The 22,752-nt window shown below is 68.5% G+C and carries 18 protein-coding genes; 11 read left to right on the top strand and 7 right to left on the bottom strand.

Annotated elements, in window-relative coordinates; genetic code table 11:
• Nucleotides 1-141 precede the first annotated feature (141 nt).
• Together serB and ACTWJ5_RS29170 are read left to right on the top strand one after the other, a co-directional pair.
• Nucleotides 142-1,362, top strand: coding sequence for a phosphoserine phosphatase SerB (serB, locus tag ACTWJ5_RS29175; RefSeq protein ID WP_253391093.1), 1,221 nt, complete (start codon nt 142-144; stop codon nt 1,360-1,362).
• Between the two features lie 383 nt (nt 1,363-1,745).
• On the top strand, nt 1,746-2,882 hold the full coding sequence (locus ACTWJ5_RS29170) for an IS481 family transposase (RefSeq protein ID WP_135499969.1): 1,137 nt from the start codon (nt 1,746-1,748) through the stop codon (nt 2,880-2,882).
• A 372-nt stretch (nt 2,883-3,254) separates the two neighbouring features.
• Here the strand turns inward: ACTWJ5_RS29170 and ACTWJ5_RS29165 are convergent, their stop codons facing one another.
• The 5 genes from ACTWJ5_RS29165 to ACTWJ5_RS29145 all read right to left on the bottom strand — a co-directional run bounded on the left by ACTWJ5_RS29165 (nt 3,255) and on the right by ACTWJ5_RS29145 (nt 10,749).
• A complete protein-coding gene (locus ACTWJ5_RS29165) occupies nt 3,255-5,327 on the bottom strand; it encodes an EAL domain-containing response regulator (RefSeq protein ID WP_253391094.1) in 2,073 nt (690 codons plus the stop codon).
• A 62-nt stretch (nt 5,328-5,389) separates the two neighbouring features.
• On the bottom strand, nt 5,390-7,198 hold the full coding sequence (locus tag ACTWJ5_RS29160; RefSeq protein WP_074983385.1) for a molecular chaperone: 1,809 nt from the start codon (nt 7,196-7,198) through the stop codon (nt 5,390-5,392).
• 184 nt (nt 7,199-7,382) lie between these two features.
• Nucleotides 7,383-8,252, bottom strand: coding sequence for an archaetidylserine decarboxylase (gene asd / locus ACTWJ5_RS29155; RefSeq protein ID WP_116424216.1), 870 nt, complete (start codon nt 8,250-8,252; stop codon nt 7,383-7,385).
• Between the two features lie 3 nt (nt 8,253-8,255).
• The gene (gene rhdA, locus ACTWJ5_RS29150) at nt 8,256-9,071 is read right to left on the bottom strand and encodes a thiosulfate sulfurtransferase (protein WP_253391095.1); all 816 of its coding nucleotides are present in this window, start codon (nt 9,069-9,071) and stop codon (nt 8,256-8,258) included.
• Nucleotides 9,072-9,198: 127 nt separating this feature from the next.
• Nucleotides 9,199-10,749, bottom strand: a complete 1,551-nt coding sequence (locus ACTWJ5_RS29145) for an HDOD domain-containing protein (RefSeq protein WP_253391096.1) — start codon at nt 10,747-10,749, stop codon at nt 9,199-9,201.
• A 122-nt stretch (nt 10,750-10,871) separates the two neighbouring features.
• Between ACTWJ5_RS29145 and motA the strand changes: the two genes are divergently transcribed.
• Together motA and motB are read left to right on the top strand one after the other, a co-directional pair.
• Nucleotides 10,872-11,723: a flagellar motor stator protein MotA gene (motA, locus tag ACTWJ5_RS29140; protein ID WP_043268576.1), complete on the top strand. Its 852-nt coding sequence runs from the start codon at nt 10,872-10,874 to the stop codon at nt 11,721-11,723.
• Nucleotides 11,724-11,726: 3 nt separating this feature from the next.
• The gene (motB, locus tag ACTWJ5_RS29135) at nt 11,727-12,776 is read left to right on the top strand and encodes a flagellar motor protein MotB (protein WP_253391097.1); all 1,050 of its coding nucleotides are present in this window, start codon (nt 11,727-11,729) and stop codon (nt 12,774-12,776) included.
• Nucleotides 12,777-12,822: 46 nt separating this feature from the next.
• Here the strand turns inward: motB and rsgA are convergent, their stop codons facing one another.
• Entirely contained in the window at nt 12,823-13,854 is a 1,032-nt protein-coding gene (gene rsgA, locus ACTWJ5_RS29130; RefSeq protein ID WP_253391098.1) for a small ribosomal subunit biogenesis GTPase RsgA, read from the bottom strand.
• A gap of 89 nt (nt 13,855-13,943) precedes the next feature.
• On the opposite strand from rsgA, the gene orn reads away from it, so the two are divergent.
• Nucleotides 13,944-14,486 carry an oligoribonuclease gene (orn, locus tag ACTWJ5_RS29125; RefSeq protein WP_074983370.1) on the top strand — a complete coding sequence of 181 codons (543 nt, stop codon included), beginning with the start codon at nt 13,944-13,946 and terminating at the stop codon, nt 14,484-14,486.
• 404 nt (nt 14,487-14,890) lie between these two features.
• Here the strand turns inward: orn and queG are convergent, their stop codons facing one another.
• Nucleotides 14,891-15,958, bottom strand: coding sequence for a tRNA epoxyqueuosine(34) reductase QueG (queG, locus tag ACTWJ5_RS29120; protein ID WP_253391099.1), 1,068 nt, complete (start codon nt 15,956-15,958; stop codon nt 14,891-14,893).
• Nucleotides 15,959-16,040: 82 nt separating this feature from the next.
• Between queG and ACTWJ5_RS29115 the strand changes: the two genes are divergently transcribed.
• From ACTWJ5_RS29115 to hfq, 6 genes are all read left to right on the top strand, one after another.
• Nucleotides 16,041-17,543, top strand: coding sequence for an NAD(P)H-hydrate dehydratase (locus tag ACTWJ5_RS29115; RefSeq protein WP_444437037.1), 1,503 nt, complete (start codon nt 16,041-16,043; stop codon nt 17,541-17,543).
• The gene (tsaE, locus tag ACTWJ5_RS29110) at nt 17,531-17,998 is read left to right on the top strand and encodes a tRNA (adenosine(37)-N6)-threonylcarbamoyltransferase complex ATPase subunit type 1 TsaE (protein ID WP_069863176.1); all 468 of its coding nucleotides are present in this window, start codon (nt 17,531-17,533) and stop codon (nt 17,996-17,998) included. The genes ACTWJ5_RS29115 and tsaE overlap by 13 nt, the downstream gene beginning before the upstream one ends.
• An 8-nt stretch (nt 17,999-18,006) precedes the next feature.
• The gene (amiB, locus tag ACTWJ5_RS29105) at nt 18,007-19,443 is read left to right on the top strand and encodes an N-acetylmuramoyl-L-alanine amidase AmiB (RefSeq protein ID WP_253391101.1); all 1,437 of its coding nucleotides are present in this window, start codon (nt 18,007-18,009) and stop codon (nt 19,441-19,443) included.
• A complete protein-coding gene (gene mutL / locus ACTWJ5_RS29100; RefSeq protein ID WP_253391102.1) occupies nt 19,440-21,341 on the top strand; it encodes a DNA mismatch repair endonuclease MutL in 1,902 nt (633 codons plus the stop codon). Before amiB ends, mutL begins: the two co-directional genes overlap by 4 nt.
• Nucleotides 21,342-21,433: 92 nt before the next feature.
• On the top strand, nt 21,434-22,399 hold the full coding sequence (gene miaA / locus ACTWJ5_RS29095; protein WP_116424225.1) for a tRNA (adenosine(37)-N6)-dimethylallyltransferase MiaA: 966 nt from the start codon (nt 21,434-21,436) through the stop codon (nt 22,397-22,399).
• Between the two features lie 100 nt (nt 22,400-22,499).
• Nucleotides 22,500-22,748, top strand: coding sequence for an RNA chaperone Hfq (gene hfq, locus ACTWJ5_RS29090; RefSeq protein WP_003095657.1), 249 nt, complete (start codon nt 22,500-22,502; stop codon nt 22,746-22,748).
• Nucleotides 22,749-22,752: the final 4 nt, after the last annotated feature.

Genomic DNA, 22,752 nt, shown 5'->3' with positions numbered 1-22,752 from the left:
CCCCGGAAACGGGCAAAGCGCCGGTCCGTCCGTGATCCGGCCGGCACGGACGATCCGATCGGCGGTTGTGCCGCCGGCGGGCGAGGCGGCGGCCGAGAAAGGCGCTAGAATGTGCGCTTTTTCCATGGCGGAGACTGCGCCTTGCGCGAAATCGTCCTGATCAACATCACCGGGGAAGACCGCCCCGGCCTCACCGCCGCCATCACCGGCGTGCTGGCCCAGGGCGGGGTGAACATCCTCGACATCGGCCAGGCGGTGATCCACGACACCCTGTCCTTTGGCATCCTGGTGGAGATTCCCGATACCGAGCGGGCCTCCGCGGTCCTCAAGGACGTGCTCTTCACCGCCTACGAGCTCGACCAGCAGGTGCGCTTCACCCCCGTCTCCGAGGCCGACTACCAGCAATGGGTCGGCGGCCAGGGCAAGCCGCGCCAGATCGTCACCCTGCTGACGCGCCGGGTGACCGCCGAGCAGTTGCAGCGGGTCAGCTCGATCACCGCCAAGTACGGGCTGAACATCGACCACATCGACCGCCTGTCCGGGCGCATGCCGCTGGACATGCCGGCCGAGCGCGGCAAGGGCTGCATCGAATTCTCCGTGCGCGGCGAGCCGGCCGACCCGGTGGCCCTGCGCGCCGAGTTCCTCAGCGTGGCCCAGGAGCTGAACGTCGACATCGCCTTCCAGCGCGACTCGCTGTACCGCCGCAACCGCCGCCTGGCGGTGTTCGACATGGACTCGACGCTGATCGAGGCCGAGGTCATCGACGAGCTGGCCAAGGCCGCCGGCGTCGGCGAGCAGGTGTCGGAAATCACCGAGCGCGCCATGCGCGGCGAGCTGGACTTCCGCGCCAGCTTCAAGGAGCGCCTGGCGCTGCTCAAGGGCCTGTCCGAGGACGTGCTCGAGGAAATCGGCGCCTCGCTGCGCCTGACCGAGGGTGCCGAGACGCTGTTCGCCGAGCTCAAGCGCCTGGGCTACAAGACCGCGATCCTCTCCGGCGGCTTCACCTATTTCGCCCACCAGCTGCAGGCGAAGCTGGGCATCGACTACGTCTTCGCCAACGAGCTGGAGATCGTCGACGGCAAGGTCACCGGCGTGGCCATCGAGCCGATCGTCGACGCCCAGCGCAAGGCCGACCTGCTGCGCGAACTGGCGGCGAAGGAAGGCCTGCAGCTGGAGCAGACCATCGCCGTGGGCGACGGCGCCAACGACCTGCCGATGCTCGGCCTGGCCGGCCTGGGCGTGGCCTTCCGCGCCAAGCCGCTGGTCAAGCAGTCGGCCAAGCAGGCCATCTCCACCCTGGGCCTGGACGGCATCCTCTACCTGCTGGGCTTCCGCGACCGCGAGGGCGTGGACGGGCGCTGAGGCGGTGTGGGAATACCGGCCTGTCGGCCGGATCGCGGATGAATCCGCTCCTACGGGAAATGCCGTGCCCATGGCGGTGTCCGCCGCTTCCGGCGGCTCCGGATTGACCTGGATGTTGGCCATGGCCTTGGTGTATCGGCGGATAACCGCGGACGGTTATGCGCCCACCGAGCCCCGCCACGGAGCTTGGTGTCGACCTGTAGGAGCGCGCCCTGGGCGCGATTCGCGGGCAGGGCCCGCTCCTACAAGTGAATCTGTGCGCCGAGGCGCCTTTCGTAGGATGGGTTGAGTTTATGTTCTGCCGGGAGACATGGGTAACAGGTGTCGGGAGACATAGGTAACGCATTTAGGATCACGGAATTGCCGTATCGGGAGATCGAGCGATGCCGTGGAAGGAGTGCACACCTGTGTCCAGTCGATATGAGTTCGTTCTCCTGGCAGAACAGCCTGATGCCAACGTGCGGGAGCTGTGCCGGCGCTTCGAGATCAGTCCGAAAACAGCCTACAAGTGGCTTCGACGCTACCAAGAGCAAGGCGAACCGGGATTGCTGGATAAGTCCCGGCGTCCCTTGAGTTGCCCCCGCCGTAGCAGCGAGGACCTGGAGCACGCTGTCCTGGCCTTGCATGAGGCCTATCCCGCCTGGGGCGGCCGCAAACTGCGCAGCCTGATGTCGGGTGACGAGTCTGCACGTCCGCATCACAGCACGCTCGATGCGATTCTGCGCCGGCATGGCCGGCCGTTGCGTTATGGGGCCGACGCCGGCCCTGCCGCGACATCGCGCTTCGAGCACGAGGCGCCAAACGACCTCTGGCAGATGGACTTCAAGGGGCACTTTGCGCTGTTCGGCCAGCGCCAGCATTGCCATCCATTGACGCTGCTCGATGACCACTCACGCTTTGCCCTGTGCCTGGCGGCCTGTGCTGACGAGCGGCGTGAAACGGTCCGCCAACAACTGATCAGGGTATTCCGGCGCTATGGCCTGCCCCGGCGCATTACCAGCGACAACGGCCCACCCTGGGGCTCAACCCGTCGCGGCGGCCTCTCGGCTCTGGAAGTCTGGTTGATGCGCTTGGGCATCAAGGTCGGACACAGCCGGCCTCACCATCCGCAGACCCAAGGCAAGCTCGAACGCTTCCATCAGACGCTCAAGCGCGAGCTGCTGCACGACGCGCACTTCCGCACCCTGGAGCAATGCCAGGCGGGTATGGACCGCTGGCTGGAACAGTACAATCAGCAACGTCCGCATCAGGCGCTGGGCCAGAAGCCGCCCTTGACGCGTTACCGGAGCAGCCCCAGGCCATACCCGGAAAAGTTGCTGGAAGTGGAGTACGAGCCCGGAGAGCGGGTGCTGACGGTACATACCAAGGGCCAGATTCGCCTCGATGGCCGAATGGTATTCGTCAGCGAAGGTCTGGCGGGTGAGCGAGTCGCCATCCGCCCCGCCAAGGAGGATGGCGTACTCGACATCATTTTCATCAACAAAACGGTCCGGCAGGTCGACCTCAGGCAGCCGGAGTGACCATGGGAAACCGTTACCCATGTGTCCCGACAGGCGTTACCTATGTGTCCCGGCAGAACATTTACGAAACCCATGCGGTCGTGGTGATGGGTATCGCTTCGCTCAACCCATCCTACGTTTGCCGGAAGGCACAGGAGTATAGGCGGATAACCGCGAACGGTTATGCGCCCTACCGATCACCCGCCACGGAGCTTGGTGTCGACCTGTAGGAGCGCGCCCTGCGCGCGATTCGCGGGCAGGGCCCGCTCCTACAAGTGAATCCGTGCGCCGAGGTGCCTTTCGTAGGATGGGTTGAGTTTACGAAACCCATGCGGTCGCAGTGATGGGTATCGCTTCGCTCAACCCATCCTACGGGGGACGTGTTTGAGCGGATCACTCCTCCGAAGAGAAGTCGTAATCCATCGCCTGGCTCGGGCCCTGCAGGTAGCGGCCCTGGATGTAGTTGGCGCCGGCCTGCCAGAGGGTGGCCAGGGCCGTGGCGCTCTCCACCATGGGCACTATGGTCAGCTTGGCCTGGGCGTGCAGGCTGGCCATCAGGGTGCGCAGGTTCTCCTGGTTCTCCGGGCGGCTGAGGTCCTGCACGTAGGAGCCGTCGATCTTCACGAAGTCGACGTTCATGTGCTTGAGCGTGTTGAACGGGTTCAGCGCGCAGCCGAACTGGCCGAGGGCGACCTGGCAGTGCAGCTCGGCGAGGCCCTGGCTCAGCGCCTTGGCCTGCTTGAGGTGGGCCACGGCGTCGGTTTCGCTGACCTGCAGGATCAGCGAGTCGGCCGGCAAGCGCGCGGCCTTCAGCGCCACCGCCAGCCAGGGCAGCAGCCCGGCGTCCTGCAGGCTGGGGCCGGACAGGTGCACGAAGAGCTTGGTGTTGTGGCCCTTGGCGCGGTGCTCGGCGAGCAGCTTGATGGAGTTGAGCAGCACCCAGCGGTCGATGCGCTCGGCCAGGCCGCCGGCCTTGGCCGCGCCGAAGAAGTCGGCGGCGGGCACTTCCTCGCCCTGCGGGTTGAGCAGGCGCAGCAGCACTTCGTACAGCTCGTGGCTGTCGCCGCGCAGGCTGATGATCGGCTGGAACAGCAGGCGGAAGGCATTCTTCTCCAGCGCCTGCTGGATGATCGCCAGCAGGTCGCCGCGGCTGGCGGCGGCGGCCAGTTCGTCGGCCGGGTCGTAGAGCTTGATGCCGTTGCCCTCGGCCTGGGCGATTTCGTCGGCGCAGCGATGGGCGCGGTCGATGACGTCCTGGGCGCGGCTGGTCTTTTCGTCGAGCCCGGCGCAGCCGATCGACAGGGTGACCTGGGCGGTGCGCCCGTGGATGTCGAACAGGTGGCCCTCGACCTTCTTCAGCAGGCTGGCGAACAGGGCCTTGCTCTGTTCCGGCGTCTGGCCGTCGAGCAGCACGCTGAAGGCGTCGTCGCTGAAGCGCGCCAGTTGCGCGCTTTCGGGGAAGTGCTCGCGCAGCAGATGGGCGAGGTCGGCCAGCAGCAGGTCGATGCTGGCGATGCCCAGGCTCAGCTGCAGGTGCTGCGCGCGGTCGAGCAGCAGGTAGGCGAGAGTGGCCGGCTGGCCGGCGGTGACGGCGCGCTCCACGGCGGCATCCATCAGGTCGAGGAAGTAGGCGCGGTTGAACAGGCCGGTGACCAGGTCCTGGCTGCTGACCTCGCGCAGCTTCTCCTGCAGTTCGCTGTTGTCCTGCTCGGCGCGGATCACCACCTGGATGCACGGCTCGCCGTCGTAGGTGGCCGGCGAGAAGCCCATGCGCGCGCGGAAGGTCTGGCCATCGACGCGCACGCCGTCGCACAGCAGTTCGTTGTCGCCCTCGCCGTGCTGGTAGCCCTTGAGGAAATCCTTGAAGGTGGCCTGGTCGGCGGCGGCGATCAGGTCGATCATCGGCAGGCCTTCCAGTTCCTCGGCGTCCTCGTAGCCGAACATCGCGACGTAGGCGCGGTTGGCGTAGATGTGCATGCCGTCGTGGACGTAGGTGATGGCGTCCACCGAGCTGTCCAGCAGCAGCTGGCAGCGCTTTTCCGCCTCGCGCAGGGCGACCTCGGCGGTGCGCCGGGCGCGGCGTTCCTCCAGGGCGGCGAGTTCGCGGTTGGCCACCAGCACCAGGCGCTCGTCCTCGCCCTGGGGCAGGGCGTCCTGGGCGCCCAGGGCCAGGGCCTCGGTGATGCTGTCGGAGTCGTTGCCTTCGACCAGTTGGATGAAGGGGATGTCCTTGGCCTGGCGGCGCAGGCTGGCCAGGGCCTCCTCCGGCGCCAGGGCAGCGCTGTGCGGGGCGGCGATCAGCAGGTCCCAGGTCTGTTGCAGGGCCTCGCCGAGGTCTTCGCTGGAGGTCACGCGGTGGACGCGGGTCGCACGCCCGGCGTTGCGGAACAGGCTGACCAGACGTTCGGCCTCGTTCTGCGAGTCTTCCAGGATCAGCAGGCGGACGGTTTTCTTTTCATTGGCCATGAAGAGCTGCTTATGGCGCGCCGGACGGCAGCCAGGAGGCGACGAATGGAGTGCGGCCGAATCTACAGCGACTTCCAGAGTGAGTCAAAGTCTTCCTCCCCGTGCCCCGTGTGGCCGTTCGCTCCTGTGACGGGCTTATCGTCGGCGCCCTTCGGACGCTCCTGGGTACTGTATTCGAACTGGCTGAAACTGCCGGTGGCGGTGAGCTTGCGTGTCAGGGTGGCGCGGCGTTCCTCGCCATGCAGGTTGATCTGCACGCGGCTGCCTTCCTGGAACGGCAGCCGCGGCGAGATCAGCGTCGCCGGCCGCGAGATGGCGGCGATCTCCGGCAGCAGCAGGGCGCGCAGGTAGTGGCTGCTCTGCTCCGACTTGCGCAGCAGCTGCAGGCCGCAGGGCTGGGCGATGGGGGCGATCAGCTCGATGCCCATCTGCGTGCCGCCGCCGCGGACCTGGCGGATCCAGCGCACCACCGCGATGCTCCAGCCCTGGCCGGGAACGTCCTGGATGCCGAGCAGTTCGCCGGCCTGCAACTGGCTGGGGATTTCCTTCGGCCAGGTCAGGCAGTAGCCGCCGGGGCTGTGGTTGACGATGGGCAGGGCGAAGACCGGGTACTCGTCGCTGGTCGCCGACTCGGCGGCGTCGGCCGAGCCTTGCTCCGCCGTCCGCAGCGGCTGGTATTCGATTTCCTCCAGTGGCATGCCCGGTTGCCAGTCGGTGACCTTTTGCGCATCGAAGGCATTGGCCCAGGCGTCGTTCACTTCCGCCTGGAAGGTCGCCTGCACCGGTTCGGGCAGCTTGAGCAGGTCGGCGAACGGGCGCCGGCCGGACAGGTAGTAGTGCAGCGCGCTCATGCCGATGCAGAGGGTCAGCTGGCCCTGGCCGGAGGTGCGCTGGAAGCTGCGCTCGGCGATGTCGCCCCAGGCGCTGGCCAGGTGCTGCAGCAGGTCGATGCTGATGCGCTCGGCGCCCTTGAGCGGCAGCTTGGCGCGTTGCTCGGCGGGGGCGTCCATGTATTCCTTGATCGCCGCCACCAGGCGCTGCGGGTCCATGCCCAGGCCGTTGTGCAGGTCGCCGGCCTTGTACAGCGAGCGGTAGCGCGGCGGGCCGTCCACCTGCGGGGCGACCACGAACAGGCTGGACGGCAGGTCGGCCTCCTGCAGGCGCACCAGCGCGCCCCAACCCTCCAGGGCTTCGGCCAGTTGGGCGATGCCGGCCTGGCGCATCTGGTTGCAGCGGGCGCAGCCCAGCAGCAGGGCCACCAGGTAGGCCTGTTCGATGGTCAGGGTGTTGCCGTGCTTGGCCAGGTCGTCGCGGACCGCCAGGGCCTGCACGCCCTTGCTGCGCGCCAGTTGGTAGAGCTGGTGCAGCTCCAGCCACAGGCTTTCCGGCACCGGGCAGTAGAGCTGCTGGGCGCGGATCAGCGGGCCGCAGAGGCTGCGGATCGCCCGCTGCAGGGCGAGGGTGAGGATCTGTGCGCGTTCGCGGGTGAAGCGCGGCGCCTCGCGCACCACCACCAGCTTGTAGCCGACGGCCAGGTGGTTCTGCAGGGCCTGGCAGAGGTTGGCGACCTTGCGCGGACGCTCGTCGAGGACGATGGACTGGTTGAGGAAATGGCGTTCGAGGTTGTGGCAGACCGACTGGACTTCCGGGCGGAACAGCTCCAGCAGCTGCAGGCGGGCTTCCACCGGGAGCTTCAGTTGGTTCAGCTCGATCAGGCCCTGGTAGAGCTGGCGCGCGGTCTCGCCGAGGTTGGCCTTGGGCAGGTGGTCCAGCCAGTATTTGATGTCGCGCGCGGTGACGTTGCAGAAGCTCAGGCTTTCCTGCGTCGGTGTGGGAACGCGCAGCAATTGCTGGGGACTCGTATTGTCCATGGTCGGATGAGGTGCTCCACGATCTGGGCCGTTCGCTGGACCGTTGTGCCGGTCTTGGGCGCCGGTTTTTTCCAAACTCTAGCAGTATCCACCTGAGAAGGCAGCCCGTTCCCAGGTTGGGAAGCGGGCCTGCCGTAGGCTTTCGGGTAACAGGCCGGATACAGGCTGCCCGGCCTGCGCCGGCTCACGCCTGGTGGGCGTTGCCCAGCAACTGGCCCATGCGCACTGGGCTGCCGGCGGCCAGTTGTTCGGCCCAGGCGACCTGCTCGGGGCCGAACAGCACGATGGCGGTGGAGCCCAGTTTGAAGCGTCCCAGTTCCGCGCCTTTTTCCAGGTGGATGGGCTGGCGGGCCGCTTCGTCGTAGGCGAAGGCCTTCAGCTCGCGCTTCGGCGGCGTGACCAGGCCGGCCCACACGGTTTCCACCGAGGCGACGATCATCGCGCCCACCAGCACCACGGCCATGGGCCCGCGTTCGGTGTCGAACAGGCAGACCACCCGCTCGTTGCGGGCGAAGAGTTCCGGCACCTGCTCGGCGGTGAGCTGGTTCACCGAGAACAGCCGGCCGGGCACGTAGACCATCTCGCGCAGGGTGCCGGCCAGCGGCATGTGCACGCGGTGGTAGTCCTTCGGCGAGAGGTAGACGGTGGCGAAGCTGCCGCCCATGAAGGGCGCGGCGCGCTCGGCGTCGCCGCCCAGCAGCGCGGTCAGGCTGAAGCTGTGGCCCTTGGCCTGGAAGATGCGCCCATGCTCGATCGGGCCGAGCTGACTGATGGCGCCGTCGGCCGGGCAGAGCACGCCGCCGGGCGTTTCGTCCAGCGGCCGCGCGCCGTCCTTCAGGGCGCGGGTGAAGAAGGCGTTGAAGTGCTCGTAGGCCTGCAGGTCTTCCACCAGCGCCTCGCGCATGTCGACCTGGTAGCGGCGGGCGAACCAGCCGATCAGGCGGTTCTTGAACCAGGCGGCGCGGCATTCGGCCGCGCAGCCGATCAGGCGCGACAGCAGGTGATGCGGCAGCAGGTACTGGCCGAGGATGAACAGACGATCTTTGAACGACATTCCTTAAACCTCTACGGGGGTGTCGGGGTGGTTGCCCCATTCCGACCAGGAGCCGGCGTAGCCCTTGACCCGCGGGTAGCCGAGGGCCTTGGCCACCAGGTAGGTGAAGCCGGAACGGTGGTGGGTCTGGCAGTGGGTGATCACTTCCTTGTCCGGGGTGATGCCCAGGCTTTGGAGGATCTGCGCCATGTCGGTGCGGATGCGCAGGGCGCGGGCCGCGTCCATGCCGGCGGTCCACTCGAAGTTGACCGCGCCGGGGATGTGCCCGCCCTTGGCCGCCAGCACCTTCTGGCCGCTGTATTCGCTGGGGTTGCGCGCGTCCCAGACGGCCAGGTCGGCGGCGCCCAGGCGGCTCTGCAGGTATTCGCGGGTGGCGGTGGGTTCGTCGTGCAGCGTCAGCGGCAGCGGGCCGCCGGCCGGCGCCGGAACCGCCTGGCTCAGCTCACGGCCCTCGGCCAGCCAGGCGTGCAAGCCGCCGTCCAGGTAGTGGTAACGCTGGTGGCCGATGACGTCCAGCAGCCAGATGAAGCGCCCGGCCCAGCCGCCGCCTTCGTCGTCGTACACCACGTACACGGCGTCCGGATTGTGCCCCAGTTCGCCGAACAGCGCTTCCAGGTCGGCCTTGGCCGGCAGCAGGCCGGGCGCCGGCGGCTGGCCCCACTGGGTGCGCGCGGGGGCGACGAAGCGGGCACCGGGCAGGTGGCCCTCGGCGTAGCGCGCCGGGCTGGTCAGGTCGACCAGGATCAGCTCGGGAGCGTCCAGGCGGGTGGCCAGCTCGGCCGGTTCTATCACCAGGGGCAGGTCGGAAAAGGCGGACATGTCGGCATCTCCCTGAGGGCGGGTGCGGGGGACGGGATGGCGTGAGCTGGCGCCCTGGGCTACCCGCGAAACCCCGCAGTTTAACGAAAAAGCGCGGGGCGCTGGCGGGCAATCGCTTCAGGGCGTGTCACTGGGCCGCAGGTGCGCCGAATTGCTGCAGGGCGCGCTCGATGCACTGGCAGGTCTTGTCGAAGGCCTGGCCCTGGACCTCGCCGATGGGGTGGCCGTTGCGGTCGGCGACCACCAGCATCACCACGCGCTGGCCGCGGGCCAGGGAACGCAGCAGCAGGTGGTCGCCGGGCAGCGCCGCCTTCAGGCGGCCGGGCAGCAGCGCGGAGTACTCGGCCATGTTGGCCGGGGTGAGGTGCAGGCGCGCCGGGCGTTCCAGCAGGCGGCGCAGCAGCTGGCTGCTGGCCACCGGCAGTTGCAGGTTCTGCTCCGCGGGGGCCAGGCCGAAGCTGCGGCGGGCCTGCAGCAGGTTTTGCTGGCGGTCGGCGAGCAACAACACGGCGCGGCCCAGGCCGCAGGCGTGCAGGGCTTCGCTGGCGCATTCCAGCAGCGGCACCAGGTTGCCGAACGGGCTGGGCGTGCGCAGCAGTTCGGCGCACAGCCGGCGCCATTGTTCTGGGTTGCCGGCGGCGGGGGCGGGAGCGTTAGCCGCCGTAGGCTCGGATGTGGGCGCGTGGCGCGGCAGCCAGCGTTGGCTGTCCCAGGGCCAGAGCAGCGCCTGGGCCGGGTGCCAGTAACGGGCGTCGGCGTCCTTGCGGGCGCTCTCCACGGCCAGGGCGTGAACCTGCTGCTGCAGCGCCTCCAGCGGTTCCTGCAGATAGAGCGCGGTGAGCCGCTGCCAGCGCAGCATGTGCGGCCCGCCCCAGGACTGGTGCGCGGCCATCGCCAGGCTGTTGGCCAAGAGGATGGTGTTGGCCGGGCGCGTCAGCCAGCGCGCCAGCTCGGGGTCGGCGTCCAGGCGCTGTTGCTGGGCCAGCGGCTCGCTTTCGGCGTGGGCCAGGTGCAGGGCGCGGACCAGCAGTTCGTGGTCCTCGCCGAGCAGGCGCAGCCCCTGGCCGATCCATTCCGGCAGGCGCCAGCGCTCGGCCAGGGCCGCGCACAGCGGCAGCAGGCGCATGCCCAGCAATTCCTGCTCCACCTCGGCGCTGGCGCGGCCTTCGCCGAGCACCTGCTGCTGCCATTCTTCGAGCAGGTCCGGGCGCGCCGTGGCCAGGGCCCAGACCGGCGCCAGGATGAACAGGCTGCCCCAGTGGATTTCCTGCCACAGGCGCGCCAGGCGGCTGGCGAACAGGCCGCTGGCCTGCTGCATGGCGTGGCGGCTGATCAGCAGCATCTGCCCCAGGGCCGGCGGCATCTGCGCGGCGGGCACGCTGGGCAGGCCCTCCAGCAGGGCCGCGGCGCGTACCAGGCCGAGGCGGCTGAGGGCCACTTCCAGGCTTTCCGCCGGGTTGTCCTGGGCCATGCGCGCGCGGTTGGCCTCGCGCAGGATGGCCAGGGCCAGGGTCGGGCTGTCCTGCAGCAGGTCGACGATGTCGCGCAGGGACCGGCGGTTGTCCGCCAGGGCGCGGCGCACGCGCTCGTGCTGTTCGGCGGGTACCGGCAGCGGCAACTCCTCCAGCAACTGGAGCCAGGAGGCGAGGCGCTGCGGGTCGGGTGTCTGGATGGGCATGCTTGGGCCGCCGAACTGGTTTTTACAATTTGCAGCCTATAGTCTTGCGCGGTTTCTCCGATAACAAGAGGGTGGCGCATATTGGCGCTCCCGTCCCGTCCACCGTTCCAGTCGACTCTTCAATGGCAAAAATCATCGGCATCATTGTCCTGCTGGGCAGCGTCCTCGGCGGCTACCTGCTCTCCGGCGGCAAGATCATGGCCATCGTGCAGCCCTTCGAAGTGCTGATCATCGGCGGTGCCGCGCTGGGCGCCTTCCTCCAGGCGAACCCCGGCAGCACCTTCATGACGGTGCTGAAGAAGGCGCCGAAGATGTTCAGCAACCGCTTCACCCACGTCTTCTACCTGGAAGTGCTGGGGATGCTCTACGAGATCCTCAACAAGAGCCGCCGCGAAGGCATGATGGCCATCGAGGCCGACCTCGAGGAACCCGCCTCCAGCCCCATCTTCAGCAAGTACCCGGCGGTGCTGAAGGACGAGCGCATGACCGCCTACATCTGCGACTACCTGCGCATCATGTCCTCCGGCAACATGGCGCCCCACGAGCTGGAAGGCCTGTTCGACATGGAACTGGGCAGCCTCAAGGAAGACTTCGAGCACCCGTCCCACGCCGTGACCCGCGTCGCCGACGCGCTGCCCGGCTTCGGTATCGTCGCCGCGGTGCTCGGCATCGTGATCACCATGGCCCTGCTCGGCCAGGGCAGCCAGGCGGAGATCGGCCACCACGTTGCCGCGGCGCTGGTCGGTACCTTCCTCGGTATCCTCGCCGCCTACGGCTTCGTCGGCCCGCTGTCCAACGCCCTGGAGCACGACGCCAAGGAAGAGCTGAACCTCTACGAGGCGATCAAGGCCTGCCTGGTGGCCTCGGCCTCGGGCATGCCGCCGTCGCTGGCGGTGGAGTTCGGCCGCAAGGTGCTGCTGCCGGCGCACCGTCCGAGCTTCAGCGAGCTGGAACAGGCGGTACGCGGGCGCTAAACGATGGATAACAACCAGCCGATCATCGTCAAGCGCGTCAAGCGCTACGCCGCCGGCCACCACGGCGGCTCCTGGAAGATCGCCTTCGCCGACTTCGCCACGGCGATGATGGCGTTCTTCCTGGTGTTGTGGCTGCTGTCCTCGGCCACCCCCGAGCAGAAGAAGGCGATTTCCGGCTACTTCCAGGACCCCATCGGCTTCACCGAGAGTGCCAGCCCCTACGTGATCGACCTCGGCGGCACGCCGACGCCGGCCCCGGACAAGACCCTCAACCCGCAGATCCAGGCGCAGCCGGAGGCGGACGAGACACGCATCAGCCCGGAGTCGGAGAAGGAGGTCAACCCCGCCGAGGCCGAGCGCCAGGCCGAGCAGATCGAGCACGAGCGCCTGGAGCTGCTGCTGCAGGAACTGCAGAACAAGGTCGACGAGAACCCCACGCTGCGCCGCTTCAAGGACCAGATCCTGTTCGAGATCACCCGCGACGGCCTGCGCATCCAGATCGTCGACGCCGAGAACCGGCCGATGTTCGACCTGGGCAGCGCGCGCCTGCAGCCGTACTTCGAGGACATCCTGCTGGCCATGGCCGAGACCATCAAGCAGGTGCCGAACAAGATCAGCATCAGCGGCCACACCGACGCCAAGCCCTACTCTGGCGACGAGTTCGGCAACTGGGAGCTGTCGGCCAACCGCGCCAACGCCGCGCGCCGCGCCCTGGTGGCCGGCGGCTACCCGGAAGGGCAGATCGCCCGGGTGGTGGGCTACGCCTCGTCGCAGCTGTTCGACCGCAAGAACCCGCTGAACCCGGTGAACCGGCGCATCGACATCATCGTCCTGACCAAGCGCGCGCAACGCGCCATCGAGGGCCAGGACGGCACCGCCGAGGAGCCGGCGGCCAGCCAGCCGGCCGGGGCTACGACGCCCGCTGGTGCCGCGCCGACGCCGCCCCAGGGCGCCGCGCCCGCGTTCCAGCCGCTGCCCGCCGAACAGGTGCGCGAGAAGCTCAACCTGTTCGATGACGGCAAGCTGAAGCTGGACGAGCTGAAGAAGCAGTGAAGGCGGGCCTGGCGCTCCGACAAAGTTGTCGGAGCGCGAGCGCTGATCAGTAATCCGTTTCCGGCAGGCTGGCGAGAATGTGCCGATAACTGGCCATGCGTTGCGGGCTGACGCGGCCTTCCTCCAGCGCCTTGAGCAGCGCGCAGCCCGGTTCGCGGTCGTGCTTGCAGTCGCGGAAGCGGCAGTGCCCGAGCAGGTCGCGGAACTCGATGAAGCCGGCCTCGACGTCGTCGCGGGTGACGTGCCCCAGGCCGAACTCGCGGATGCCGGGGGAGTCGATCAGGTCGCCGCCGGCGGGGAAGTGGAACAGCCGCGCCGTGGTCGTGGTGTGGGTGCCCTTGCCGGTGATCTCCGAGAGGTCGCCGACACGGGTGTCCACCCCCGGCAGCAGGGCGTTGACCAGCGACGACTTGCCCACCCCGGACTGGCCGACGAACACGCTGACGTGATCGTTCAGCGCCGCGCGCAGGGCGTCCATGGCCAGGCCGTTGAAGGCCGAGACCTCCAGCAGCGGGTAGCCCAGGTCGCGGTAGGTGCCCAGCAGGGCGTCGATCTGCTCGGCATTCTGCTCGTCGATCAGGTCGGCCTTGTTCAGCAGCAGCAGCGGCTGGATGCCGGCGTGCTCGGCGGCGATCAGGTAGCGGTCGATCAGGTTGGCGTGGGGTTCCGGGCGCGGGGCGAAGACGATGACGATGCGGTCGACGTTGGCCGCCACCGGCTTGAGCAGGCCGCGCATGTCCGGGCGGCACAGCTCGGAGGTGCGCGGCAACTGCGCGACTATCACGCCGATGCCCTGGTTGCCCGGGCGCCAGACTACGCGGTCGCCGGTCACCAGCGGCGGCAGGTTGGCGCGCAGGTGGCAGCGCAGCACGTCGCCGGCGTGCTCGCCCTCCAGCGCCTCGACTTCCACCTGGACGCCGAAGTGGGCGATCACCAGGCCGTTCTGCTCCGGCCCCAGGTCGCCGCCTTCCAGCTCTTCCAGGGCCCGCGACTCGCGCTTGGCGGCGCGCGCGGCGCGCTCTTCCTGGATCTTTTCGATGCGCCAGCTCTGCCGGCGGGTGAGATGACGCTTGGCCATATGCAATCCACGGGAAAAATCGCCGGCGAGTTTAGCATGCGCATTCGCTCTTCCCGCTAAACTAGAGGGCTTGAGCCTAGGAGCGCACCATGCAGAACCCACAGAACCTGATCTGGATCGACCTGGAGATGACCGGCCTGGACCCGGACCGGGACGTGATCATCGAAATGGCCACCATCGTCACCGACAGCGAGCTGAACATTCTCGCGGAAGGCCCGGTGATCGCCGTGCACCAGAGCGAGGAGACCCTCGCCGGCATGGACGAGTGGAACACCCGCCAGCACGGCCAGTCGGGCCTGACCCAGCGCGTGCGCGAAAGCGACATCGACGCCGCCCAGGCCGAGGCCATGACCCTGGCCTTCCTGGAAAAATGGGTGCCCAAGCGCGCCTCGCCCATCTGCGGCAACAGCATCTGCCAGGACCGCCGCTTCCTCTATAGGTACATGCCGAAGCTGGAAGCCTGGTTCCACTACCGCAACCTCGACGTCTCCACCCTGAAGGAACTGGCGGCGCGCTGGGCTCCGCAGGTGCGGGATGGCTTCAAGAAGGGCAATACCCACCTGGCGCTGGACGACATCCGCGAATCCATCGCCGAGCTGCGCTATTACCGCGAGACCTTCATCAAGGTCTGAGTCGCTGGTTTTTCGTAGGAGCGAGCTTGCTCGCGAACGGGGTTTCCAGGTGGCTGAGGTGTGTCGGTTTGGCTCCGCTCCCTCTCCCTAACCCTCGGCTGCGCGCCCCGCCCTGAAGGGAGAGGGGACCGTTCGGAGTGCTTGGATGCTCTGGAGTTAGCCGGCAACGCCGAAGGTCTCCATTTGAAGCCTTCCTTCTCTCGGCACGGACAAGCCCTCTTTCCCTTCAGGGAGAGGGGATCGTTGGGCAGGGTTGGATGTTTTGCAGTCAGCCGGATATTCCGCTGTGGTGTCCGGCTGAAACCTTGCTTTCAGCCGGCACGGACAAGCCCCCTCTCCCTTCAGGGAGAGGGCTGGGGAGAGGGGCTCTTCAGGACGCGCTCCCAACCCAGCCAGCAGAACCTCTACCGCTCCACCCCATGCCGCCGCAGCGCCCACGCGACGTGCTCGCGCACCAACTCCGACGGAAACTCCCGCCGCGCCTTCAACGCCTCTATCACCGGAATGCTCGACGGCGCATTCCCCAGCCCCACCGCCAGGTTGCGCAGCCACCTTTCATAGCCCGCCCGGCGTAGCGGTGAGCCTTCGGTGCGGCTGAGGAACTCTTCCTCGCTCCAGAGGAACAACTCGGCCAACTCGGCATTGTCCAGCCCGTGGCGCGGCTGGAAGTCGCCCTGCTCGCTGGGCCGGGCGAAGCGGTTCCACGGGCAGACGATCTGGCAGTCGTCGCAGCCGAACACCCGGTTGCCCATGGGCGCGCGCAGTTCCTCGGGGATCGGGCCCTTCAGCTCGATGGTCAGGTAGGAGATGCAGCGCCGCGCGTCCAGCACGTAGGGGCCGACGAAGGCGTTGGTCGGGCAGATGTCCAGGCAGGCGCTGCAGCGCCCGCAGTGTTCGCTGCCGTGGGGTTCGTCCAGGGGCAGCGGCAGGTCGGTGAAGAGTTCGCCGAGGAAGAAGTAGCTGCCGGCCTTGCGGTTGAGCAGCAGGGTGTTCTTGCCGATCCAGCCAAGCCCGGCCTGTTCGCCGATGGCCTTCTCCAGCACCGGCGCGCTGTCGACGAAGGCGCGGTAGCCGAACGGGCCGACCTCCTGCTGGATGCGTTCGGCCAGCTGCTGCAGGCGCTTGCGCACCAGCTTGTGGTAGTCGCGGCCCAGGGCGTAGCGCGATACGTAGGCTTTCTCCGGCTCGGCCAGGCGCTGCGCCATGCGCGTGTCGCCGGGCAGGTAGTCCATGCGCAGCGAGACCACCCGCAGGGTGCCGGGCACCAGCTCGTCCGGGCGCCAGCGCTTGCTGCCGTGGGCGCCCATGTAGTCCATCTCGCCGTGGTAGCCGGCGGCCAGCCAGCGCTGCAGGTGCTCGCCGTGGCTGGCCAGGTCCAGCCCGCCGATGCCGACCTGCTGGAAGCCCAGCTCGCGGCCCCAGGCCTTGATGCGCTCGGCGATGGCGCTGTAATCGGATGTGGAATCGTGCATGCGGGGGCGGGAAAGCGGGACCGGGGTAGGTATAATTCTGCCAGACCGCGCCGACCGGCGCCCGATTCCCCGCGGAAACCCGATGAATTCGCACCCTCACGACAGTCTGCCGACCGCGCTGTACAGCGCCCGGCAGGTGCGCGACCTCGACGCGCGCCTGATCGCCGCCGGCACACCCGGCTTCGAACTCATGCAGCGCGCCGCCCACGCGGCCTGGCGTGCCCTGCGCCGGCGCTGGCCGGACGCCGGGCGCCTGACGGTGCTGGCCGGGCACGGCAACAACGCCGGTGATGGCTACCTGGTCGCCGCCCTGGCCCAGCGCGCCGGCTGGAACGTGCGCGTGCTGGCGGTGGGCGATACCGCGCGGCTGGCCGGGGACGCCGCATCCGCCCACGCCGAGGCCCTGGCCGCCGGCGTGACCATCCTGCCCTGGCACGAACACGCCGAACTGCATGGCGTGCTGGTGGATGCGCTGCTCGGCACCGGCCTCGGTGGCGCGGTGCGTGACCCGTATGCGGCGGCCATCGAACGGATCAACGCCAGCGGCCTGCCGGTCCTGGCCATTGACATCCCCTCCGGCCTCAGCGCCGATACCGGCCAGGTGCTGGGCTGCGCGGTGCGCGCCGACCTGACGGTGACCTTCATCGGCCTCAAGTTCGGCCTGTTCACCGGCGAAGGCCCGGACCAGTGCGGCGAGCTGGCCTTCGACAACCTCGACGCCGACCCCGCGCAACTGCCCGAGGAGGCCCAGGCCATGCGCCTGGCGCCCACCAGCCTGGCGCAGCTGGCGCCGCGGCCGAAGGCGGCGCACAAGGGCCTGTTCGGCCACCTGCTGCTGATCGGCGGCGACCACGGCATGGGCGGCGCCACCCTGCTCGCTGGCGAAGCGGCCCTGCGCAGCGGCGCCGGGTTGGTTTCCGTCACCACCCGCGCCGCCCACGTGCCGGCGGCGCTGGCGCGTTGCCCGGAACTGATGACCCGCGGCGTGTCCTCGTCCGCCGAGGTGCTGCGCGCCGCCGAGCGCGCCAGCGTGCTGGTGGTCGGCCCCGGCATCGGCCGCAACGCCTGGGGCCGTTGCCTGGCCAGCGCCGCGGCCAGCCTGGACCTGCCCCAGGTGTGGGACGCCGATGCGCTCAACCTGCTGGCCGAGGGCCAGGTGCAGCGCCCGGCGGGTAGCCTGGTGATCACCCCGCACCCCGCCGAGGCGGCCCGCCTGCTGGGCCGCCCCACCGCCGAGGTGCAGGCCGACCGGGCCGCCGCCGTGCGTGAGCTGGCCAGCCGCTACCAGGCGGTGGCCGTGCTCAAGGGCGTCGGCAGCTTGGTCGCTGCGCCGGACGGCCGCCTGGCGTTGTGCTCCCATGGTCATCCGGCCATGGCCACCGCCGGCCTGGGTGATGTGCTGTCCGGTGTCGTCGGTGCGCTGCTGGCACAGAAACTCGAACCCTTCGACGCCGCCTGCCTGGCCGTCTGGCTGCACGCCCGCGCCGGCGAGCTGCTTGGCGCACAGGGACGGGGGCTCGCGGCCAGCGACCTGATCCCTGCCGTTCGTCAGTTGCTCGAGGAGTTCGCCCCATGCCTGAACTGAAGCTGTTCGCCGATGGCGAGGAGGCCATGTACGCGCTGGGCGCGAGGATCGCCCAGGCTACCGGCGGGCGCGGGGTGATCTACCTGCACGGCGACCTCGGCGCCGGCAAGACCACGCTCTCGCGCGGCATTCTGCGCGGCCTGGGCCATGCCGGGGCGGTGAAGAGCCCGACCTTCACCCTGGTCGAGCCCTACGAGCTGGGCGAGGTGCGCGCCTTCCATTTCGATCTGTACCGCCTGGCCGACCCCGAGGAACTGGAATATCTGGGCATCCGCGATTACTTCGAAGGCGACGCCCTGTGCCTGATCGAGTGGGCCGAAAGGGGCGCGGGCATTTTGCCAAAGGCCGACCTGGACATTACCATTACTCCGCAAGCGGGCGGCCGCATGCTGCGCCTGGAACCGCACGGAGTGCGGGGCGAAGCCTGGTGCGCCGTCCTGGCTACGGGAGCATGAGAAAAAACATGGGTTGGGGGTTGCGCCTTCGGGCGCTGTTGGCCGGGTTGTTCATCCTGCTGGCGCTGGGCGCCGGCGAGGTTCTTGCCGCCGCGCAAATCACGCAGATCAAGAGCGTGCGCCTGTGGCGCGCGCCGGACAACACGCGCCTGGTGTTCGACCTGTCCGGCCCGGTGCAGCACAGCCTGTTCACCCTCAGCGCGCCCAACCGCATCGTCATCGACCTTAGCGGCGCGCAGCTGAGCACCGCGCTGAACCAGCTCAAGCTGAAGAACACCCCGATCACCTCGGTGCGTTCGGCGCAGCGCTCGCCCACCGACCTGCGCCTGGTGCTGGACCTCTCGGCCCAGGTGACGCCCAAGAGTTTCGTCCTGCCGCCCAACCAGCAGTACGGCAACCGCCTGGTGGTGGACCTCTACGACCAGGGCGCGGACATCACCCCCGACGTGCCCGCCACGCCCACGCCGAACCAGCCGGCCACCCCGGTGACGCCGACGCAGCCGGTGGCCAAGGCGCCGGTGCCTGCCGGCGGCAAGCGCGACATCATCATCGCCATCGACGCCGGCCACGGCGGCGAGGACCCGGGCGCTTCCGGCCCGAACGGCCTGCACGAGAAGAACATCACCCTGTCGATCGCCCGCGAACTGCAGCGGCAGATCAACCAGATGAAGGGCTTCCGCGCCGAGCTGACGCGCACCGGCGACTACTTCATCCCGCTGCGCGGGCGCACCGCCATCGCGCGCAAGAAGGGCGCCGACCTGTTCGTCTCCATCCACGCCGACGCCGCGCCCAGCCGCAGCGCCTTCGGAGCCTCGGTGTTCGCCCTCTCCGACCGCGGCGCCACCTCCGAGACCGCGCGCTGGCTGGCCGACAGCGAAAACCGTTCCGACCTGATCGGCGGCGACGGCAGCGTCAGCCTCGACGACAAGGACCACATGCTCGCCGGCGTGCTGCTCGACCTGTCGATGACCGCCACCATGTCCTCCAGCCTGGATGTCGGGCACAAGGTGCTGACCAACGTCGGCCGCGTCACCTCGCTGCACAAGAACCGCGTCGAGCAGGCCGGCTTCATGGTGCTGAAGTCGCCGGACATCCCGTCGATCCTGGTGGAGACCGGCTTCATCTCCAATCCCGGCGAGTCGCAGAAGCTCAACAGCGCCTCGCACCAGCAGGCCCTGGCCCGCTCCATCGCCGCCGGTGTGCGCCAGTACTTCGTGCAGACGCCGCCGCCGGGCACCTACATCGCCTCGCTGCGCGACGGCGGGCAGATTTCCAGCGGGCCGCGCCAGCACGTGGTGCGCGCCGGCGAGAGCCTGTCGATGATCTCCGCGCGCTACGACGTGAGCATGGCCACCCTGCGCAGCACCAACAACCTGAAGACCGATAGCGTGCGCATCGGCCAGGTACTGAACATCCCCGCGACCTCCCTGGCGGCGCAGCAATGAACGAAGCACGCCGCATCCAGCTGCTCAGCCCGCGGCTGGCCAACCAGATCGCCGCCGGCGAGGTGGTCGAGCGCCCGGCCTCGGTGATCAAGGAACTGCTGGAGAACTGCCTGGACGCCGGCGCCCGGCGCGTCGACATCGAGGTGGAGCAGGGCGGCATCAAGCTGCTGCGGGTGCGCGACGACGGCGGCGGCATCCCCGCCGACGACCTGCCGCTGGCCCTGGCGCGCCACGCCACCAGCAAGATCCGCGAGCTGGAAGACCTCGAGGCGGTGATGAGCCTGGGCTTCCGCGGCGAGGCCCTGGCCTCGATCAGCTCGGTATCGCGGCTGACCATGACCTCGCGCACCGCCGACGCCGAGCAGGCCTGGCAGGTGGAGACCGAGGGCCGCGACATGCAGCCGCGGGTACAGCCGGCGGCGCATCCGGTGGGCACCAGCGTCGAGGTCCGCGACCTGTTCTTCAACACCCCGGCGCGGCGCAAGTTCCTGCGCGCCGAGAAGACCGAGTTCGACCACCTGCAGGAAGTCATCAAGCGCCTGGCCCTGGCCCGCTTCGACGTGGCCTTCCACCTGCGCCACAACGGCAAGACCATCTTCAGCCTGCACGAGGCCGCGGACGAGACCGCCCGCGCGCGCCGCGTCGGCGCCGTGTGCGGCCCGGCCTTCCTCGAACAGGCGCTGCCCATCGAGATCGAGCGCAACGGCCTGCACCTGTGGGGCTGGGTCGGCCTGCCGACCTTCTCCCGCAGCCAGCCGGACCTGCAGTACTTCTACGTCAACGGCCGCATGGTGCGCGACAAACTGGTCGCCCACGCGGTGCGCCAGGCCTACCGCGACGTGCTCTACAACGGCCGCCACCCGACCTTCGTGCTGTTCCTGGAGGTCGACCCGGCGACGGTGGACGTCAACGTGCACCCGACCAAGCACGAAGTGCGCTTCCGCGACAGCCGCATGGTCCACGACTTCCTCTACGGCACCCTGCACCGGGCGCTCGCCGAGGTGCGTCCGGACGACCAGCTGGCGCCGCCGGGGGCCACCACCCTGACCGTGCCGCGCCCCACCGGGCAGGCCGCCGGGGAATTCGGCCCGCAGGGCGAGATGAGCCTGTCGGACAAGGTGCTGGAGGCCCCGGCCGCGGCGCGTACCTGGAGCGGCTCGGGCGGTTCCTCCGGTTCCGGCGGCGGCTATTCCTACCAGCCGCCGCGCCAGGACATGCCACCCGCCGCCGAGGCCCAGGGCGCCTACCGCACCTATTTCGCGCCGCTGCCGGAGCAATCCGCGCCCCAGCCGCTCCCCGAGAGCGCCCAGGACGTCCCGCCGCTGGGCTACGCCCTGGCTCAGCTCAAGGGCATCTACATCCTCGCCGAGAATGCCCACGGCCTGGTGCTGGTGGACATGCATGCGGCCCATGAGCGCATCACCTACGAGCGTCTGAAGATCGCCATGGACAGCGAAGGCCTGCGCGGCCAACCGCTGCTGGTGCCCGAATCCCTGGCGGTGAGCGAGCGCGAGGCCGACTGCGCCGAGGAACACGGCGGCTGGTTCAGCCGGCTCGGCTTCGAACTGCAGCGCCTGGGCCCGGAAAGCCTGGCGATCCGCCAGGTTCCCGCGCTGCTCAAGCAGGCCGAGGCGACCCAGCTGGTGCGCGACGTGCTTGCCGACCTGCTGGAATACGGCACCAGCGACCGCATCCAGGCGCATCTCAACGAACTGCTCGGGACCATGGCCTGCCACGGCGCGGTGCGCGCCAACCGGCGCCTGACGCTGCCGGAGATGAACGCCCTGCTGCGCGACATGGAAATCACCGAGCGCAGCGGCCAGTGCAACCACGGCAGGCCCACCTGGACGCAGCTGGGCCTGGACGAGCTGGACAAACTCTTCCTGCGCGGGCGCTGAAATAAAGCCAGCGTTAAGCCAAGTGCAGTAAACTGCGCGCCAATCGATTCAGCGCGCGGTATGCACGCGCCCGTTCTGCCGAAGAGTTGCCGATGTCCTCCCTGCCTCCCGCCATCTTCCTCATGGGCCCGACCGCCGCCGGCAAGACCGACCTGGCGCTGGAACTGGCGCGGCTGCTGCCCATCGAACTGGTCAGCGTCGACTCGGCGCTGGTCTACCGTGGCATGGACATCGGCACGGCCAAGCCCTCGAAGGAAGTCCTGGCCGAATTCCCGCACCGACTGATCGACATCCGTGACCCGGCCGAAAGCTATTCGGCGGCGGAATTCCGCGCCGACGCCCTGGCGGCCATGGCCGAGATCACCGCGGCGGGGCGCATCCCCCTGCTGGTCGGCGGCACCATGTTGTATTTCAAGGCATTGCTGGAAGGCATGGCGGACATGCCCAGCGCCGATCCGGCGGTGCGCGCCGAGCTGGAAGCCTGGGCCGCGGCCGAGGGCTGGGCGGCGCTGCATGCCGAATTGCAGCGGGTCGACCCGGAGTCGGCGGCGCGCATCCACCCCAACGACCCGCAACGCCTGGTCAGGGCGCTGGAAGTGCAACGCGTCAGCGGCTTGTCGATGAGCGACCACCGCCGCCGCCAGGCGGCTGAAAATGCCGGTTCCAGCGCGCCAGGCGCGGCGCAATTACCGTATACTGTGGCGCAACTGGCGATTGCACCTCAGCAGCGCCAGGTACTGCACGCGCGAATCGCACAACGTTTTCGTCAGATGCTGGAACAGGGCTTCATCGCCGAGGTCGAAGCACTTCGCGCGAGAGACGACTTGCACGCCGGGCTGCCATCCATTCGTGCCGTGGGCTACCGACAGGTATGGGAATACCTCGAGGGCAAACTGTCCTACGCTGAGATGGAGGAGCGCGGCGTGATTGCCACCCGGCAACTAGCCAAGCGCCAGTTCACCTGGCTGCGCAGCTGGGGCCATCTACACTGGTTGGACAGTCTGGCAGGCGACAATCTGCCGCGTGCCTTGAAATATCTTGAGGCGGTCTCCATATAGGTTCGAGACCATAATTCAGCCGTCTATCCTTGGGGTTACCGACGGCAACAAGCCATTCGACTACTACTAAATCTATTGATTCCCTAAAGGAGTGCGGCATATGTCAAAAGGGCATTCGCTACAAGACCCTTACCTGAATACCCTGCGAAAAGAACGCGTACCGGTCTCCATCTACCTGGTGAACGGTATCAAGCTGCAAGGTCAGATCGAATCCTTCGACCAGTTCGTGATTTTGCTGAAGAACACTGTCAGCCAGATGGTCTACAAGCACGCCATTTCCACCGTCGTGCCCAGCCGTCCGGTGCGTCTGCCCAGCGGCGATCAACCGGCCGAGCCGGGCAACGCTTGACGGT

Origin of the sequence: Pseudomonas sp. A6, assembly GCF_052367875.1 — a bacterium.
GTDB classification, from domain to species: Bacteria; Pseudomonadota; Gammaproteobacteria; order Pseudomonadales; family Pseudomonadaceae; genus Pseudomonas; species Pseudomonas citronellolis.
This window is presented reverse-complemented; position numbering and strand designations above follow the sequence as displayed.

Excerpts from the sequence above, each read along its gene's own strand:
- ACTWJ5_RS29170 (WP_135499969.1), top strand. The coding sequence starts at position 1,746 with ATGCCGTGGAAGGAGTGCACACCTGTGTCCAGTCGATATGAGTTCGTT.
- ACTWJ5_RS29165 (WP_253391094.1), bottom strand. The coding sequence starts at position 5,327 with ATGGCCAATGAAAAGAAAACCGTCCGCCTGCTGATCCTGGAAGACTCG.
- ACTWJ5_RS29160 (WP_074983385.1), bottom strand. The coding sequence starts at position 7,198 with ATGGACAATACGAGTCCCCAGCAATTGCTGCGCGTTCCCACACCGACG.
- asd (WP_116424216.1), bottom strand. The coding sequence starts at position 8,252 with ATGTCGTTCAAAGATCGTCTGTTCATCCTCGGCCAGTACCTGCTGCCG.
- rhdA (WP_253391095.1), bottom strand. The coding sequence starts at position 9,071 with ATGTCCGCCTTTTCCGACCTGCCCCTGGTGATAGAACCGGCCGAGCTG.
- ACTWJ5_RS29145 (WP_253391096.1), bottom strand. The coding sequence starts at position 10,749 with ATGCCCATCCAGACACCCGACCCGCAGCGCCTCGCCTCCTGGCTCCAG.
- motA (WP_043268576.1), top strand. The coding sequence starts at position 10,872 with ATGGCAAAAATCATCGGCATCATTGTCCTGCTGGGCAGCGTCCTCGGC.
- motB (WP_253391097.1), top strand. The coding sequence starts at position 11,727 with ATGGATAACAACCAGCCGATCATCGTCAAGCGCGTCAAGCGCTACGCC.
- rsgA (WP_253391098.1), bottom strand. The coding sequence starts at position 13,854 with ATGGCCAAGCGTCATCTCACCCGCCGGCAGAGCTGGCGCATCGAAAAG.
- orn (WP_074983370.1), top strand. The coding sequence starts at position 13,944 with ATGCAGAACCCACAGAACCTGATCTGGATCGACCTGGAGATGACCGGC.
- queG (WP_253391099.1), bottom strand. The coding sequence starts at position 15,958 with ATGCACGATTCCACATCCGATTACAGCGCCATCGCCGAGCGCATCAAG.
- ACTWJ5_RS29115 (WP_444437037.1), top strand. The coding sequence starts at position 16,041 with ATGAATTCGCACCCTCACGACAGTCTGCCGACCGCGCTGTACAGCGCC.
- tsaE (WP_069863176.1), top strand. The coding sequence starts at position 17,531 with ATGCCTGAACTGAAGCTGTTCGCCGATGGCGAGGAGGCCATGTACGCG.
- amiB (WP_253391101.1), top strand. The coding sequence starts at position 18,007 with ATGGGTTGGGGGTTGCGCCTTCGGGCGCTGTTGGCCGGGTTGTTCATC.
- mutL (WP_253391102.1), top strand. The coding sequence starts at position 19,440 with ATGAACGAAGCACGCCGCATCCAGCTGCTCAGCCCGCGGCTGGCCAAC.
- miaA (WP_116424225.1), top strand. The coding sequence starts at position 21,434 with ATGTCCTCCCTGCCTCCCGCCATCTTCCTCATGGGCCCGACCGCCGCC.
- hfq (WP_003095657.1), top strand. The coding sequence starts at position 22,500 with ATGTCAAAAGGGCATTCGCTACAAGACCCTTACCTGAATACCCTGCGA.